This window comes from Gardnerella washingtoni (assembly GCF_049262705.1).
GTDB lineage: Bacteria > Actinomycetota > Actinomycetes > Actinomycetales > Bifidobacteriaceae > Bifidobacterium > Bifidobacterium vaginale_D.
Window position 1 is genome coordinate 49,062 of sequence record NZ_CP058398.1, and the last position, 14,601, is coordinate 63,662.

10 protein-coding genes and 2 pseudogenes are annotated in these 14,601 nt (G+C 41.9%); 10 read left to right on the forward strand and 2 right to left on the reverse strand.

The genetic code is table 11. From position 1 onward, the window contains the following. The first annotated feature begins 536 nt into the window (after nt 1–536). A complete protein-coding gene (locus tag HXT28_RS00180) occupies nt 537–929 on the forward strand; it encodes a hypothetical protein (RefSeq protein ID WP_422113434.1) in 393 nt (130 codons plus the stop codon). Nucleotides 930–943: 14 nt separating this feature from the next. Here the strand turns inward: HXT28_RS00180 and HXT28_RS00185 are convergent, their stop codons facing one another. Beyond that, the gene (locus HXT28_RS00185; protein ID WP_422113668.1) at nt 944–1,114 is read right to left on the reverse strand and encodes a hypothetical protein; all 171 of its coding nucleotides are present in this window, start codon (nt 1,112–1,114) and stop codon (nt 944–946) included. 22 nt (nt 1,115–1,136) lie between these two features. Here HXT28_RS00185 and HXT28_RS00190 point away from each other — a divergent pair, with 22 nt between their 5' ends. The 9 genes and pseudogenes from HXT28_RS00190 to HXT28_RS00230 all read left to right on the forward strand — a co-directional run bounded on the left by HXT28_RS00190 (nt 1,137) and on the right by HXT28_RS00230 (nt 12,386). Then, the gene (locus tag HXT28_RS00190) at nt 1,137–1,598 is read left to right on the forward strand and encodes a Panacea domain-containing protein (protein WP_422113435.1); all 462 of its coding nucleotides are present in this window, start codon (nt 1,137–1,139) and stop codon (nt 1,596–1,598) included. 182 nt (nt 1,599–1,780) lie between these two features. Beyond that, nucleotides 1,781–1,939: a hypothetical protein gene (locus HXT28_RS00195; protein WP_422113436.1), complete on the forward strand. Its 159-nt coding sequence runs from the start codon at nt 1,781–1,783 to the stop codon at nt 1,937–1,939. 213 nt (nt 1,940–2,152) lie between these two features. After that, nucleotides 2,153–3,519, forward strand: a pseudogene (locus HXT28_RS00200) (ATP-binding protein). A gap of 473 nt (nt 3,520–3,992) precedes the next feature. After that, nucleotides 3,993–4,853, forward strand: a complete 861-nt coding sequence (locus HXT28_RS00205; RefSeq protein WP_422113437.1) for a KilA-N domain-containing protein — start codon at nt 3,993–3,995, stop codon at nt 4,851–4,853. A gap of 359 nt (nt 4,854–5,212) precedes the next feature. Then, nucleotides 5,213–5,383: pseudogene (locus HXT28_RS00210) on the forward strand (ORF6N domain-containing protein); the annotation flags it as partial. 150 nt (nt 5,384–5,533) lie between these two features. Then, nucleotides 5,534–6,826 carry an ATP-binding protein gene (locus HXT28_RS00215; protein ID WP_422113438.1) on the forward strand — a complete coding sequence of 431 codons (1,293 nt, stop codon included), beginning with the start codon at nt 5,534–5,536 and terminating at the stop codon, nt 6,824–6,826. Between the two features lie 306 nt (nt 6,827–7,132). Further along, nucleotides 7,133–7,564, forward strand: a complete 432-nt coding sequence (gene rplK, locus HXT28_RS00220; RefSeq protein ID WP_004118588.1) for a 50S ribosomal protein L11 — start codon at nt 7,133–7,135, stop codon at nt 7,562–7,564. A gap of 14 nt (nt 7,565–7,578) precedes the next feature. Further along, nucleotides 7,579–8,274 (forward strand): 50S ribosomal protein L1, encoded by a 696-nt coding sequence (gene rplA / locus HXT28_RS00225; protein ID WP_016636831.1) that lies wholly within the window; start codon nt 7,579–7,581, stop codon nt 8,272–8,274. Nucleotides 8,275–9,620: 1,346 nt separating this feature from the next. Then, on the forward strand, nt 9,621–12,386 hold the full coding sequence (locus HXT28_RS00230) for a hypothetical protein (protein WP_422113439.1): 2,766 nt from the start codon (nt 9,621–9,623) through the stop codon (nt 12,384–12,386). A 630-nt stretch (nt 12,387–13,016) separates the two neighbouring features. Here the strand turns inward: HXT28_RS00230 and HXT28_RS00235 are convergent. Beyond that, complete coding sequence (locus tag HXT28_RS00235) at nt 13,017–14,483, reverse strand: PucR family transcriptional regulator (protein WP_422113440.1); 1,467 nt, start codon at nt 14,481–14,483, stop codon at nt 13,017–13,019. Nucleotides 14,484–14,601: the final 118 nt, after the last annotated feature.

Below are 14,601 nucleotides of genomic sequence, written 5' to 3' on the forward strand. Positions count from 1 at the left end.
CTAAAAGCGGGTTTGAAATGCTTAATTTAAAAGATAAATTATATTCATTTTTTAACAGTCGTAGGAATTGCATACTGGTGGCATGTACGCTTTTAGTAATATTCTCTGTGCTTTTACTGTATTTTACCATAGCCATAATTTTTTACGGTAATATTGAATACTCAAAGCGAATATATTCTATTGTTAATGCTTGTGTAGTGTACTTAATACTATTTTTATTGTTCCTTATTTATTTAAAGTTTAAGAACAATGAAATTCTATTTTTAATACCTTTTATTCAGTTGTATTTATCCTTTTGCATTTCGGCATATATTTATTATGATACAACTAAGGGGTTGCCAGAATGTTATAAATCGCTAGTAATGTTCATTCTATGGTTTATACCGTTCTGCTTTTTAGTGCGCAGAAGCGTTAAAGCTTTCTTGAAAAGTTCAAAGTTCTTGATTTCTGTTTTGTCAGTATTGTTTACACTTTTAGGGTTTTTAAACGAGTCTAATTGGACGATAGTTGCTTTGATAATAACGTGCATTGTATTTTTGCTTAAATTGGAAAATTTACAGATTCTATGTAAAGGGATATTTGATATAAAAATAGAAGATTCAGATAGTAATAAATATAAATTAATTATTATCAATATTATGGCAGTAGTTTTTGAAGCAATGTTGTATTTATCTTTGAAACTTTCTGAGTATTTATCAGAATTATTAAATTGGATTTATGATTGCACTAATATTAGTGGTAGTTCGAGATTGTTAAATAATGAAATTATTACAGAACATATGTGGTTAGGATTTTACAGGTTTATTATTTTAGCTGTTATTTTCATTATTGTATGTAATTTTTTTGAAAGTAAGCAGAATGCCATCTCAACATGCATAAAAAATATATTTGACTGCGAAGATGACGCCCAGATGAAGAAGAATTTATGATTATTATCCAGAGCTTAATTAATTAATTCTCCTACCTTTTCAAGATTGATAATTTCGTCATAGATTTTGTAAATTTCGTTTACAGAATTTACAATCACCCTGCATCCTGCAATGTCATCTATTGCGCCAAGCTTAAAATTTCCATTGCTGCGGAATAATTTTTTTAATATTGATTCTTTATGTATGTTCTATAAAAGTGAGGTGCGTATGACAACAATATTTAACGTGGCAGCGTACATCCTTAATATTACTGGAACTATTACCACTATGAAGCTTCAGAAGTTAGCTTACTATTCGCAAGCGTATTCTTTGGCTACTACTGGATATCCATTATTTAACGAGGATTTTCAGGCATGGAGGAATGGTTCTGTTTGCCCAGAATTATTCGCATCGCATCGCGGGAAGTTTTTGATTCGTAAGGGGGAGCTTGTGCTTCCTAGCACTGATAAGTTGAATGATAATTCTTTAACAGATGGTCAAAAGATTCTTGTGGAAAAGATATGCAAAAAGTTTGCTGAGTGTTCTGATAGTGATTTGAGTGCTATGACACATCGTGAGGATTCATGGAAGGATGCTTATGATGGTACTAATAGTTCGGCGATATGCGTTCAAAAAATTACTAAGGATTCTTTGAAAGAGTACTATTCGGTTCATAATTTGCTTAAGTAAATGTGATACTCTTTTGCGCTTTTATTTGCTTTGAGTTAGTTGTAGCGTTGCTTGAGATTTGTTGAGTTTGTGTTAAGAGCATAGAAATAAAGAATGATATGGTATCTTGAAAGCAACGCAATACTTATAATTCATGCGAATCGGCTTACAAAAGGATTCTTACAAGAGATAAGGGATGCGAGATGAGTAAGAATACGTATACTGCGGAAAATGGATTCGTTATTACTGACGATATTGTTGATAAGTGGGCTGAGGAGGCAGAAGATAATTTTCCTGGTGCCACTATTACAGAGTTTGCTGGAAGAGCTTGGGAAAATGAAACTCAGCCGTTGAAACCGTGACAATATCCTCAATTTCGTGAAAATTCTGCATATATTTACCTTCAATTTCGTGAAAATTCAGCATATGTTTACCCTTAATTTCGTGAAAAATCGGCATATATTTACCTTCAATTTCGTGAAAATCCAGCCTAAATTGACATTGATTTTCGTGAAATATATACTATAAAACAATAGTATTTTCAACTGTTTTGTGTTAATTAAAAGTGGTGTTATATGTTAAGGCGAAAATTCTATCAAAAAATGCTCGATTGGAAGAATGCTGATCGCGGTTCAACAGCACTTTTAGTAACAGGTGCTAGAAGAGTTGGGAAAAGCACTTTAGTTGAAGAGTTTGCAAAAAACGAGTACAAGTCTTATATTCTTATTGATTTTTCGCAAGCATCAAAGATGCGCTTAGGCTATTTGAAGATTATCGTTCAGATTTAAGCACTTTCTTTACGTACCTATCTGCATTGTATGGTGTGAAACTTTATAACCGTGAATCGGTAATGGTTTTTGACGAAGTGCAATTTTTCCCACAGGCTAGAGAGTTTATAAAACAATTAGTTGCAGATGGCAGATACGACTATATAGAGACTGGCTCGTTATTGTCTATTAAACACAATGTTGAAACAATATTGATTCCATCTGAAGAACAAGAAGAACGCATGTATCCTCTTGATTTTGAAGAATTTTTGTGGGCTTTTGGAGAAGAAAATCTATCGAAAGTTATTAAAAATTCATTTAATGAGTTAAGTCCTTTGCCGGATGCTTTACATAAAAAAGCGATGCGACTTTTTAGAGAATATATGCTAGTTGGTGGCATGCCGCAATCTGTAAATGAATATGTTGATTCGAGAGATTTTACTCGAGTAGATAGGGTTAAGCGTCGTATTCTTTCACTCTATAGGCAGGATGCTGCAAAGTTTGCGAAAGGGTATGAAATGAAAGTTATGGCTGTGTTTGATGGAATACCAGCACAGCTTTCCAGGCATGAAAAAAGATATAGGATTACTTCCTTGGGTAAGAATGCTCGTATGCGTGATTACAAGGATGCGTTTTTTTGGCTTTCGGATGCGAGTATTACAAATAATTGCTACAAATCTACAGATCCAAATGTTGGCTTGAATCTTAATGCAGATGATGCGTTAGTAAAATGTTATATGGCTGATACTGGTTTGTTGACTTCTATGATACTTTCAGATGGTAGCATTGCGTCTAATGATTTATATAAAGAAATTTTATTTGGAAAAATCTCAATTAATGAAGGAATGCTAGTTGAAAACGTTGTTGCGCAACAGCTAATAGCATCTGGACATCGCCTATTTTTCTATTCAAATAGAGATAAAGAAAATTCGGAAAATACCATGGAAATCGATTTTTTGATTTCTAAAGCTTTTCAGGATTCTGCTGGCAAAATGCGTATATCTCCTATTGAAGTTAAATCTGGGAATGCGTTTAAAACAGTTTCTCTTGATAAATTTAAGGCTAAGTTTTCAAAAAGAATTGGAACGAGTTATGTATTTGCTCCTAAGCAGCTTGGCGTTAAAAAAGATTTAAATTGCGTAATATTGCCACTGTATATGTGTGGATTGTTGTAGCGCTACGACCTGCTTGAGCGCTGCGATTTAGCGCGCGAAAGCAATTCGGAGCGCCGAGCTTGCTCAGGGTTGAAAGCGCGGTGTGCTTTCAACGCAAGCGAGGTCTGCCTTCGTCAATAAAGACGAAGGCAGGGCAGGCTAGTGTGGTTGTGCTTTAGAAACTGTGTTGTGGTTGGTGTGCGCTGACGACCTGCTTGAGCGCATAGAGCGTGAGCATTGCTGTTTTTGACTACATTTGCCGGCAATTTCTCCGGCATTTGTTGCTTCTTATCTGTGAAATCTTATAGAATTGTATTTATGCGCTGATGCATGCTAGTTTTCTGCTAGTTTTGAGAAGTTTTGTGGCTTGTGCTTGATTTTGTAGTGTTGCTTGTGATTTATGGATTTTGTGTTGAGCGCATAAAAATAAAGCAAACTAAGCAAGTAAATAAAATAATTACGTAAAAAACTTGCGCAAAAATTAGGGGAATATCATGTCTAATATGTCGAAAATTAAAAAAGAAACTATTGAAGCAAAAGGCTTTACAATTCAGGTTTATACGGAAGATTTTAAGAATGATTACGTTAGTTTAACCGATATTGCGAGATATAAAAATAAAGAAGAGCCTAAAGATGTTGTTAAAAACTGGCTGAGAGTGAAGAATACTATTGAGTTCCTGGGATTGTGGGAGAGTATTAACAATCCGAATTTTAAAGGGGTCGAATTCGATGCCTTTAAGAACGAGGCTGGTTCTAATGCTTTTACTCTATCTCCTAAAAGATGGGTAGAATCAACAAATGCTATTGGCATAGTTTCCAAATCTGGTAAGTGTGGTGGAACTTACGCGCATAAAGATATAGCATTTAAGTTTGCAGCTTGGATTTCAGCAGAATTTGAATTATATATTATCAAAGATTATCAAAGGCTTAAATCTGATGAGAACTCAAGGCTTTCGCTGAACTGGAATTTAAACCGTGAGATTTCAAAGATTAATTACAAGATTCGTACGGATGCTATTAAAGAGTATTTGTTGAAGGATTTGACTCCTGAGCAGTTGATGTATAAGTATGCAAATGAAGCAGATTTGTTAAATGTTGCACTGTTTAATAAGACAGCTAAGCAGTGGAGGGATGCAAATCCTAAGTCAAAAGGCAATATTCGAGACGAGGCGAGTATTAATGAGCTCTTGGTATTGGCGAATATGGAAAGCTATAACGCTGTTTTGATTTCTAAGGGTTTGCCACAGGCTGATCGAATGGTTGAACTTAGAAATTTGGCGCGAACGCAGATTTTATCTCTTGAGAATTTGAATAATCCTGGATTAAAGAGTTTGGATGCCGTGCTAAAAAATTGAGTTTGATCCTTTTCAATTCTGTGCTTAGTGCTGGTACCTACCTCGTTTTCAGACGCTCGCAGTACGTAATCTGCGTTAATAACGAATAATTGCGATTTATTGTTACTCGCGCAGTACGTAATCTGCGTTAATAACGAATAATTGCGATTTATTGTTACTCGCGCAGTACGTAATCTGCGTTAATAACGAATAATTGCGATTTATTGTTACTCGCGCAGTACGTAATCTGCGTTAATAACGAATAATTGCGATTTATTGTTACTCGCGCAGTACGTAATCTGCGTTAACAACAAATAAGCGGGGTTATATGTTACTGGTGCAGTAGCTAATCTGCGCCAGTAACAGCGTTTGATGATGACTTTATGTTTCAGCTAAACAAATCTGAGTTGGAATATTTGCAATCAAATTTTTTGACCGCAAATTTTAGTTCTAAAAGCAGGTCACTTCCTTATGCTTTTACTGAGCAGGGTATTTATATGCTCATGACGGTGTTTGATGAGCTGTTAAAGAATCCTGAGTTAGAGTTCTAGCGTTTTTATAATGTTCTAGCGTTTTGCGCTCAACTTGGAAGCAGACTTCCAACTTTCTTAAGTTTGTACCCAACTTGGAAGTAGACTTCCAACTTTTGCCATTTTGCACTAAACTTGGAAGTAGACTTCCAACTTGCGAAAGGCAAACGTATGTATTCAAGAACTGAGTATCTTAATAAGCTTCTTGCTTTTAAAGACACAGATTTTGTAAAAGTAATAACAGGCGTGCGCCGCTGCGGAAAATCGGTAATTCTTCAGCAATACATGAATTCTTTGCGCGAGCTTGGAGTGCCTGAATCGCATATAATCTACATAAATCTTGAAAGTTTTGAATATCGCGACGTTCTTACAGATTCCAATCTTATAGATGTTATTTATTCAAAAATACAAAGTGAGGATGATTCACAAAGTGACGAAGACACACAAAGTGACGAAGACACACAAAGTGGAGAAAATCCGCAAGGTAATGAAAGCCAGCAAACAAATGTAAATCAACCCAAAACATACATTTTAATAGATGAAATACAGTTTGTAGATGGTTGGCAAAAAGCCATTAACGCGCTTAGGGTTAGTTTTAATTGCGACATTGTTATAACGGGAGCTAACGCAAAACTTCTTTCTGGCGAGCTTGCCACTAACTTAAGCGGAAGGTACGTTGAAATACCAGTGTACCCGTTCTCTTTCAAGGAATTCTTAGGAGCAAAGCAAATCGACATTAATTCTAGGGAAGTCGATCCGGCATATAAAGAATATGAACAATATGGTGGATTTCCTAGTGTTGCGCTTGCGGATGAATCGCTTCGATACACCATTCTTTCTGGCATATACGATTCCATCATTCTTAACGATATTGCTGCTCGTGCGCAAATAAAAGATAGTTTTACGCTTAAAAGAATAGTCGCATTTTTGGCTGATAACGTTGGTCAGCTGGTTAACGCTTCCAAAATTACGAGTCTTTTAAAAAACGAGCGAATTGAAGTTTCAAATCATACTGTTTCCAGGTATTTAGAGCTTTTGCAAAATGCTTATCTGTTCTTTGAAGTTCGGCCCTACGATATTCGAGGTAAAGCATACTTAAGGCAGAATGCAAAGTATTTTATTGTTGACAGTGGTTTGAGAAATCAGGCTGTTAGCCATCGGCTTGGGAATATGGGTAATCGCTTAGAAAATATTGTGTTTTTGGAGTTGTTAAGAAGAGGATATGACGTTGATGTTGCTAGGGTTGAGGGAAGTGAAGTAGATTTTATTGCGCGCAAGGGCGATTCGGTTGAATATTATCAGGTTACACAGCAGTTGCCGGAGAATACGCATGAAACTGATAATTTGCTTAAATTGCGTGATAATTACGCGAAATTCCTTATCACTGGCAGATATGCTGGTGTTGATTTAATAGATGGGGTTCGCGTGAAGTATGTAGTTGATTGGTTGATTGAAAAGGCTTGACGAGTGGGAAAATCTTTGCGCATAAATGCGCAAAGATAGTTGTAGCTTTCGTAATGATGCGTGTCGCGAAGATGTGGCATAATAGGAAGGCTTGTGACTGGAGGAGGAATCCGCTAGCACAGCACAGCAATACAAGATGCGGGAGGAAGCTGCAAAACGGCTTTATAGCAACGTTTTGTAAGTGTTTATGCGTTTCGTAACGTTTTGCACGTTCTATTAAGAAGCGACTATAGGCGACTAGAAGCGACTATATTAGCGTTCGCAGCAACCGTTTGAACCGCTTGTACAAGAAAGAAGAACCATATTATGGCTCCGAAAAAGAAAGTCTCCGCGCTTATTAAGCTCGAGATTCAGGCTGGTAAGGCAAATCCAGCTCCACCACTGGGTCCAGCATTAGGCTCCCACGGCGTGAACATCATGGACTTCTGCAAGGCGTATAACGACCAGACGAAGGACAAGATGGGTCAGATCGTCCCAGTAGAGATCACCGTTTACGAAGATCGTTCCTTCACCTTCATTTTGAAGACCCCACCAGCTGCTGCTTTGTTGCTTAAGGCTGCTGGCATTCAGAAGGGCACCGAGAATCCATTGACTCACAAGGTTGGTTCTGTGACCAAGGCTCAGGTGCGCGAAATCGCCGAAATTAAGATGCCTGACCTCTCCGCACGTGACGTCGAGGCCGGTATGAAGATCATCGCGGGCACCGCTCGCTCGATGGGTATTACCGTTACCGACTGAAAGGGAGTGTAGAAATGGCTAAGCGTTCTAAGAAGTATCGTGAAGCGGCTGAGAAGATCGACCGCAATAACCTGTACACCCCAGCTGAAGCTATCGCTTTGTTGCAGAGCATGCCAAAGCACGCTTTCGACGAGTCCGTTGAGGCTGTTATGCGCCTTAACGTGGATCCTCGCAAGGCTGATCAGTTGGTTCGTGGCGTTGTGAATTTGCCAAACGGCACCGGTAAAACCGCTAAGGTTTTGGTGTTCGCTCGTGGTCCAAAGGCTACTGAGGCTCAGGAAGCTGGCGCTGACATCGTTGGTGATGACGAATTGATCGAAAAGGTTGCCGGTGGCTTCCTTGACTTCGATGCAGTCGTTGCAACCCCAGACATGATGGGTAAGGTTGGCCGCTTGGGTCGTGTGCTCGGTCCTCGTAGCTTGATGCCAAACCCAAAGACTGGCACCGTGACCATGGATGTGGCCAAGGCTGTTGCTGATATTAAGGGCGGTAAGATTGAGTTCCGCGTGGATCGTCAGGGCAACCTGTCCTTCCTCTTCGGCAAGCTCTCCTTCGATGCTAAAGCTCTTGAAGAGAACTTCAGGGCTGTTGCAGACGAAGTTCGCCGCTTGAAGCCAAGCACCATCAAGGGTCGTTACATTACGAAGGTAACTGTGACCTCCACGATGGCTCCTGGTGTTCCAGTTGACATTGCCAGCATCGCTGCCTGATTTGTTACTAGCGAGTTTGCGCGAAAGCGCGAAATTCGCAAAGTAAAATCAAGTATTAAGGCTTATAAACGCTGAGAATATGCTCCTTTGTGAGTGTGTTCTCAGCGTTTTTTTATTTTGTATTGTGTGCAAGGATGGGTGCTCCAAACGTGGGAGCACGCTCGCGCTATAAGCGCTCGCTTACGAAACTCGCGTTGGAAGTCCACTGGACTTCCAACTTGAGCGAGTTTCCGCTCCGAGTTGCTTTCGCGTGCGCTTTGACCGAGCTTGAAATCAACAGGATTTCAAGCTCCTTCAAAGCGTGATTTGGCTCAATTGTGAAGCACGGTGTGCTTAACGCTCGCGCGGGTAACGCGCTCGCTACTGAGCTTGCGTTGAAAGCACACCGTGCTTTCAATTTGAGCAAGCTCAGCGAATCGAAGTGACTTCTCGCGCATTATGCAGCTCGAAGTCGTCGATTCGCAAATCAGTCGAACGGCTATGCCGTGAGGAATAAGCGCGAAAACAGGTCGTCAGCGCACACCAACCACAACCCAGTTCCTAAAGCACAACCACACTAACCTGCCCTGCCTTCGTCAATCGAGACGAAGGCAGACCTCGCTTGCGTTGAAAGCACACTGTGCTTTCAACCCTGAGCAAGCTCGGCGCTCCGAGTTGCTTTCGCGTGCGCTTTGACCGAGCTTGAAATCAACAGGATTTCAAGCTCCTTCAAAGCGTGATTTGGCTCAATTGTGAAGCACGGTGTGCTTAACGCTCGCGCGGGTAACGCGCTCGCTACTGAGCTTGCGTTGAAAGCACCCCGTGCTTTCAACCCTGAGCAAGCTCAGCGAATCGAAGTGACTTCTCGCGCATTATGCAGCTCGAAGTCGTCGATTCGCAAATCAGCCGAACGGCTATGCCGTGAGGAATAAGCGCGAAAACAGGTCGTCGCGTGCGGTAAACTACGGCTAGCAAAATAACGTACAGCTTTAACGTAACGTACGGCTAGCAAAACAGCGTACGGCTTTAATGTAACGTACGGCTAACAAAACAGTGTACGGCTAATAAAATAGCGCTCGGCAGCGAAGAATAAGTAAGCAATTCAGCTGAGCGGCTTCGGTCAATAATTTTGGTCAATAATTTTGGTTAATAATTTTGGTTAATAATTTTGGTCAATAATTTCGGTTAATAATTTTTAAAAAATATTGCCGTTGCTCTTGATTTTTGCCTACGGGGGGGGGTATGTTGATATTGATGAGCTGGCTTATAGCCGGTCTCGAGTTGTACCGAAATTGCGATTGATATGCGATTTCGGTAGGCATATTCTTCGCACGTTAACGCGTGAGAAGGAAGAAGAAAGGAAAATTATGTTAAGTAAAAAGGCGATTGCCGCATTTGCTGCCGGCGCTACGCTTGTTTCAGGCTTAGCTTTGACCGTGCCAGCTTTGGCAGATAATAATCAACAGCCAGCTGGTGATTCTACTCAGGTTGATAATTCTGTTAAGGAACTTGGTGAAGTTAGTTTCAAGTTTGTAAATGGTGGTGATTCTGTTACTTCTCGTACTTTTAAGACTGTTTATTGCAAGGATGGAAAGTACGGTTTTGACAAGGCTGCTATTAGCTATGATGCTGCTTCTATTGTTTATTCCGTGTTTAGTGAAGCGAAAGTTAATAATAACAAGTTTGCTAATGTAAAAGGTATTGCTTTCCCAACAACTATCCATGCTGGTGTGAATGAAGTACAGGTGTCTGATAATGCTGCTTCTAACAAGGAAGAGCAAACTCCAGAAGCTTTGCAGAAACAAGCTGAGCATCAGCTTGAAACAGCCACCAGTCTTGAGAATATTACTGCTGATGGGATTACTGCTGCTTTTAAGGGCTTGACATATGAGCAAGCTAAGGCTTTGTATGAAAAGATTGCTAATGAAGTCAATGCTACTAAGATGACTTCTGCGGATGGCAAGGTTTCTGCTGCTGATGCTGCTAAGCTTAAGGCTGCTCAGGATGCGTTTAATGCTATTGCTAAGGCTGAGGCTAAGAAAGTTCCAGCCGAGCCTTCCAAAGAACAGAAGGATCATGACGCTAAAATTCACGAGATTGATGAGAAGGGCAATCTGACTCATGTGCTCGAAGATTTGGCTAAGAAGGCTGAGCAGGAAGGTCTTAAAGATGCTGCAGTGAAGATTCGCGCTGCTAAGACTGTTGAAGAGGCTAATGAGCTGCTTACTACTGCTGAAGCAGTTAAGGCTGATATTGAGGCTTTGGCTAAGAAGGCTGAGTCTGAGGGCTTCATTCTTACAGCTAAGAAGATTCGCGCTGCTAAGACTGTTAAGGCTGCTCAGGATTTGCTCGTGAAGGCTGAGAAGGCTGCTATTAAGGCTTTGGCTAAGAAGGCTGAGAAGGAACTGCTTCATGAAGCTGCTCAGCAGATTCGTGCTGCTAAGACTGTTGAGCAAGCCCGCACTATTCTTACTAAGGCTGAAAACACATTAAAGAATATTCCTGCTCCAGTAGTTGATAAGCCTGTTGATGACGTGACTGTTGCTCCTGAGAAGGAGGAAGAGCCTACTAATCCGATGTTTGTGACTGAGGATCCTGATGAGTTAGCAGAGCGCTTGGAGCTTGAGTCTAATCCTTCCTTCTATAAGACTGAGGATCCTGACGTTATGGTTAAGCGTATTCTCAAGCAGGATGCGATTGAGAAGATTGCTAAGCAGGCTGAGAAGGAAGGCTTCAACTTTGCTGCTAAGCAGATTCGTAAGGCTAAGACTGTTGAGGGTGCTCAGGCTTTGTTAGATGCTGCTCGTGCTTCTAAGAAGACGCCAGAGCCAAAGCCAGTTCCACCAACTCCAGAAACTAAGTTTGATATTGAGCATGCTTTGAGCCAGGTTAATGGTGACACGGTTGCTGACTATAAGTTGCACCCAGCTGACGTGAGTGAGCTTGTTGGTGGTAAGGGACAGACGCCAGTTGTTCCAACTCCTGCTGTTGATCCTGCTATTGAGGCTTTGGCTAAGAAGGCTGAGTCTGAAGGCTTGACTTTCGCTGCTAAGTATATTCGTAAGGCTAAGACTGTTGAGGGTGCTCGTGCTTTGCTTGCTGAAGCTGAGAAGTCTGCTATCGAAGATTTAGCTAAGAAGGCTGAGAAGGAAGGCTTCACTTTCGTTGCTAAGCTGATTCGTAAGGCTAAGACTGTTGAAGGTGCTCGTGCTTTGCTTGCTGAAGCTGAGAAGGGCAAGAAGCCGACCCCAACTCCAGTTCCTCCAACTCCAAAGCCAACCCCAACGCCGACCCCAACGCCGGTTCCACCAGCTCCAAAGCCAACCCCAACGCCGACCCCAACGCCGGTTCCACCAGCTCCAAAGCCAACCCCAACACCGACCCCAACTCCAGTTCCACCAGCTCCAGTTCCAACGCCAGAGCCTAAGATTGAGCATAAGCTTGATTTGGTTGATCTTCTTGGTGGTAAGGATGCTAAGGAACCAACGTTTGTGTCTCCTGATGGTAGCGAGAATTTGTTCACGAACTATGATGGTTTGACTGTTCTTCTTGCTAAGCATGGTTTGACGAATGTTGCTGCTTATGATGCTCTTCTTGATAAGCTCGAGTTTGGTTTGAAGCAGACTGGTTGGGCTAACATTTTGAAGAACTTCGGTGGCGATAACTGCGCTTACTTGGGTAAGCTTCGTAACCAGTTGAAGAAGGCTGTTGCTCATTATGGTCATGTTGAGGCTGCTGTGAAGGATATCCTCGCTGAGCTGAATGCTGATTATAAGGATGCTCAGAAGGCTGAGGATTGGGATGCAGCTAAGGTTATTAAGACTAAGCTCGCTACTGCTTCTAAGCTTGCTGAGGTTGCGCATCATAACCTTACTCGTGCTGCAGCTATCTTGGATTCTGCTAATGATCATGCTAAGGATTTGAGCTGCGATACTGGTGCTCAGGAAGTTTTGGATGCTATGAAGAAGGCTGGTAACTTCCCTGGCAAGGCTGCTGCTAAGGCTCCTGCTAAGAAGCATGCTGCGGCTGCTGCTGCTCCATTGGCTAAGACTGGTGCTGCTGTAGCTTTGGCTGCTGTTGCTGCTTCCGTGCTTGCTGGCATGGGTGCTGCTCTTCGCAAGATCCGTCACTAAGATCTGCTTATTCAGTGTAAAAACTGAATAACACGTTTATGATGCTGCTTAGCTTACTGCCATAAAACAGCTAAGTTGAGCAGCATCTTCTTTAAATTTTGTGCTCAGTGTGCAGTAGGGCTTCGTTGCCAAATGTGCTGTGGTTGGTTAGTTACTGTGTTCTTTTGCGGATATGGTTTGCAGTTTCCTTTTCTTCCCGTTGACGCGGAGAGCGTGGTGCTAACTAATTTCTGAGTGCGTTACTAACGTTGTTTTCCTTCTTAGGGGCTGGGAAATAATGCTAGTGTAAAGGCTTACGAGTAACATCGTAAGCCTTTTTATTATGTTAACAACCAACACAATGTACTACCCAACAACAGGGTTATAGGGGGTTATAGCCCCGAAAGTGTGTAAAGCTAAGCTGATGAATATTCTGTGGCATAGTCACAATCCAAACACTGTTACTAACTCAGTTAACCGACTGAGAAAATAACGGTAATCACCCAAACACTGTTACTAACTCAGTTAACCGACTGAGAAAATAACGGTAATCACCCAAACACTGTTATTAACTCAGTAAGCCGACTGAGGAAGTAACGGTCATGAGGCACTAATGCAGTGCGACGACCTGCCGGAGCGCTATGAAAAATCTTAGTGTGAATCGCGAATACGACCAATAGTGATAGCTGTTTGTAACACGTATGCTGCACGCGGATCTGTGGCATCCCAGCCAGTAGTCTGAGCTACTTTACGCAAACGATAGCGTACAGTATTCGGGTGCACGTTTAACTCATGTGCTGTTTGATCCAACGCTCCACCAAAACGCAAAAACATATCAATAGTGGATAACGTTGGATCATCATTACTATACGGCGCCAAACTTTGATACACCCTGTTATACAAGGTGTCAAACGCTGTGGCATCGCCAATGAGCGCACGCTCAGGAAGCACATCATCCGTGTGAATAATCTGTGGCAAATGTTGCACAGCAGGAGCAACCGCAATAGCAGCAAGCGTGGAAGTAAGCGTTGAAGCAATCTGCTCAACGCCTTCAGCTACATTGCTAACACAAATCGGCTTATGTGATGGCGCAAAAACTTGGCATAACTTTTCAAGAGCTTGCTCACTAGGATTGTCGCGAACAGCCAACAGTATGATGTGTGAAGGAGCAGCAATATGAGTAACGGCAGTGTTGCTAGCATGATGTTGCGAAAACATTTGCGCGTTGCGCCAAGAAGCAGCAATATGCTGTAAAGCGCTAGTTTGCACACGTTCAACAATAGCATCGTACGCAGCGCAGGTACTGAGTTGAGGCCAAATATTGCGACGTAAAGCGTCCGTATTATCAGGGGGCACAGTAGGAGCAGGCTCTCGATTTGGACCAGTATCTGGCGTGATTGTAGTGCCAAAACTTCCAGCAATCACCACCGCTTTTGGCACATCTTGCCATTGGAGCAAATGCATAAAAGCATGTACGCGAGCGTCCGCAATACCATTCATGAAACACGTGGCAATCAGCGTGTGTAAACGCAAACGCGTTGCAGCATCAAAAACTTGACCATCGCGAACATCAAAAATGCCAGCTGTTGGGCTAGAAGATTGAGGGACGTTAGGCAGTGGTGTAAAGTGCGGCGCGTCGTTAGAAGATTGCTTACGTGTTGCAGATTTACTTTCGCGACGCTGGCTAGAAGAAAGTCGATGCCATAAATGGTGACGATGCTTTTCTTCGCTTGGTTCTTTTGTAGTGAGCTCTGCAGTTGTTGCTGACGTTGCAGGAGTTGCTGACGCTGCAGTTGTTGCTGACGCTGCAGGAGTTGTAGTAGAAGATGTAGTCGAAGTAGCAGCAGACATAGCCGAAGTGGCAGTAATCGCAGCGCTAGTATTGTCAATTTGGGAAGATTGCGCGGAAGATTGCGCGGAAGATTGCGCGGAAGATTGCGCGGAAGATTGCGAAGGAAATTGCACGCTAGCTAACAGCGAAAGAAAATCACTATTCGCACTTGTGATCGCTTGATTTGCTTCTACATAATTCACATTATTCGCGCAATCATCATAAGATACGACGGAAGTATAAGCGCCGGTAGTTTGCGCAAACTGCTGTGTATGCTTCTCGTCCATATTACGCCTTTGATTGCAACCATATTGCTAGAGTATTGCTTATGTAGCAACACACTCTACTATTATAGCGCGTGCTGATTTACGAGTTCATTCTCTTTTCATCAATAATCCGAGAATG

Bases quoted from the DNA above. Each gene is read 5' to 3' on its own strand.
- HXT28_RS00235 (WP_422113440.1), bottom strand. From the start codon at position 14,483: ATGGACGAGAAGCATACACAGCAGTTTGCGCAAACTACCGGCGCTTAT.
- rplA (WP_016636831.1), top strand. From the start codon at position 7,579: ATGGCTAAGCGTTCTAAGAAGTATCGTGAAGCGGCTGAGAAGATCGAC.
- rplK (WP_004118588.1), top strand. From the start codon at position 7,133: ATGGCTCCGAAAAAGAAAGTCTCCGCGCTTATTAAGCTCGAGATTCAG.
- HXT28_RS00230 (WP_422113439.1), top strand. From the start codon at position 9,621: ATGTTAAGTAAAAAGGCGATTGCCGCATTTGCTGCCGGCGCTACGCTT.
- HXT28_RS00190 (WP_422113435.1), top strand. From the start codon at position 1,137: ATGACAACAATATTTAACGTGGCAGCGTACATCCTTAATATTACTGGA.
- HXT28_RS00205 (WP_422113437.1), top strand. From the start codon at position 3,993: ATGTCTAATATGTCGAAAATTAAAAAAGAAACTATTGAAGCAAAAGGC.
- HXT28_RS00195 (WP_422113436.1), top strand. From the start codon at position 1,781: ATGAGTAAGAATACGTATACTGCGGAAAATGGATTCGTTATTACTGAC.
- HXT28_RS00215 (WP_422113438.1), top strand. From the start codon at position 5,534: ATGTATTCAAGAACTGAGTATCTTAATAAGCTTCTTGCTTTTAAAGAC.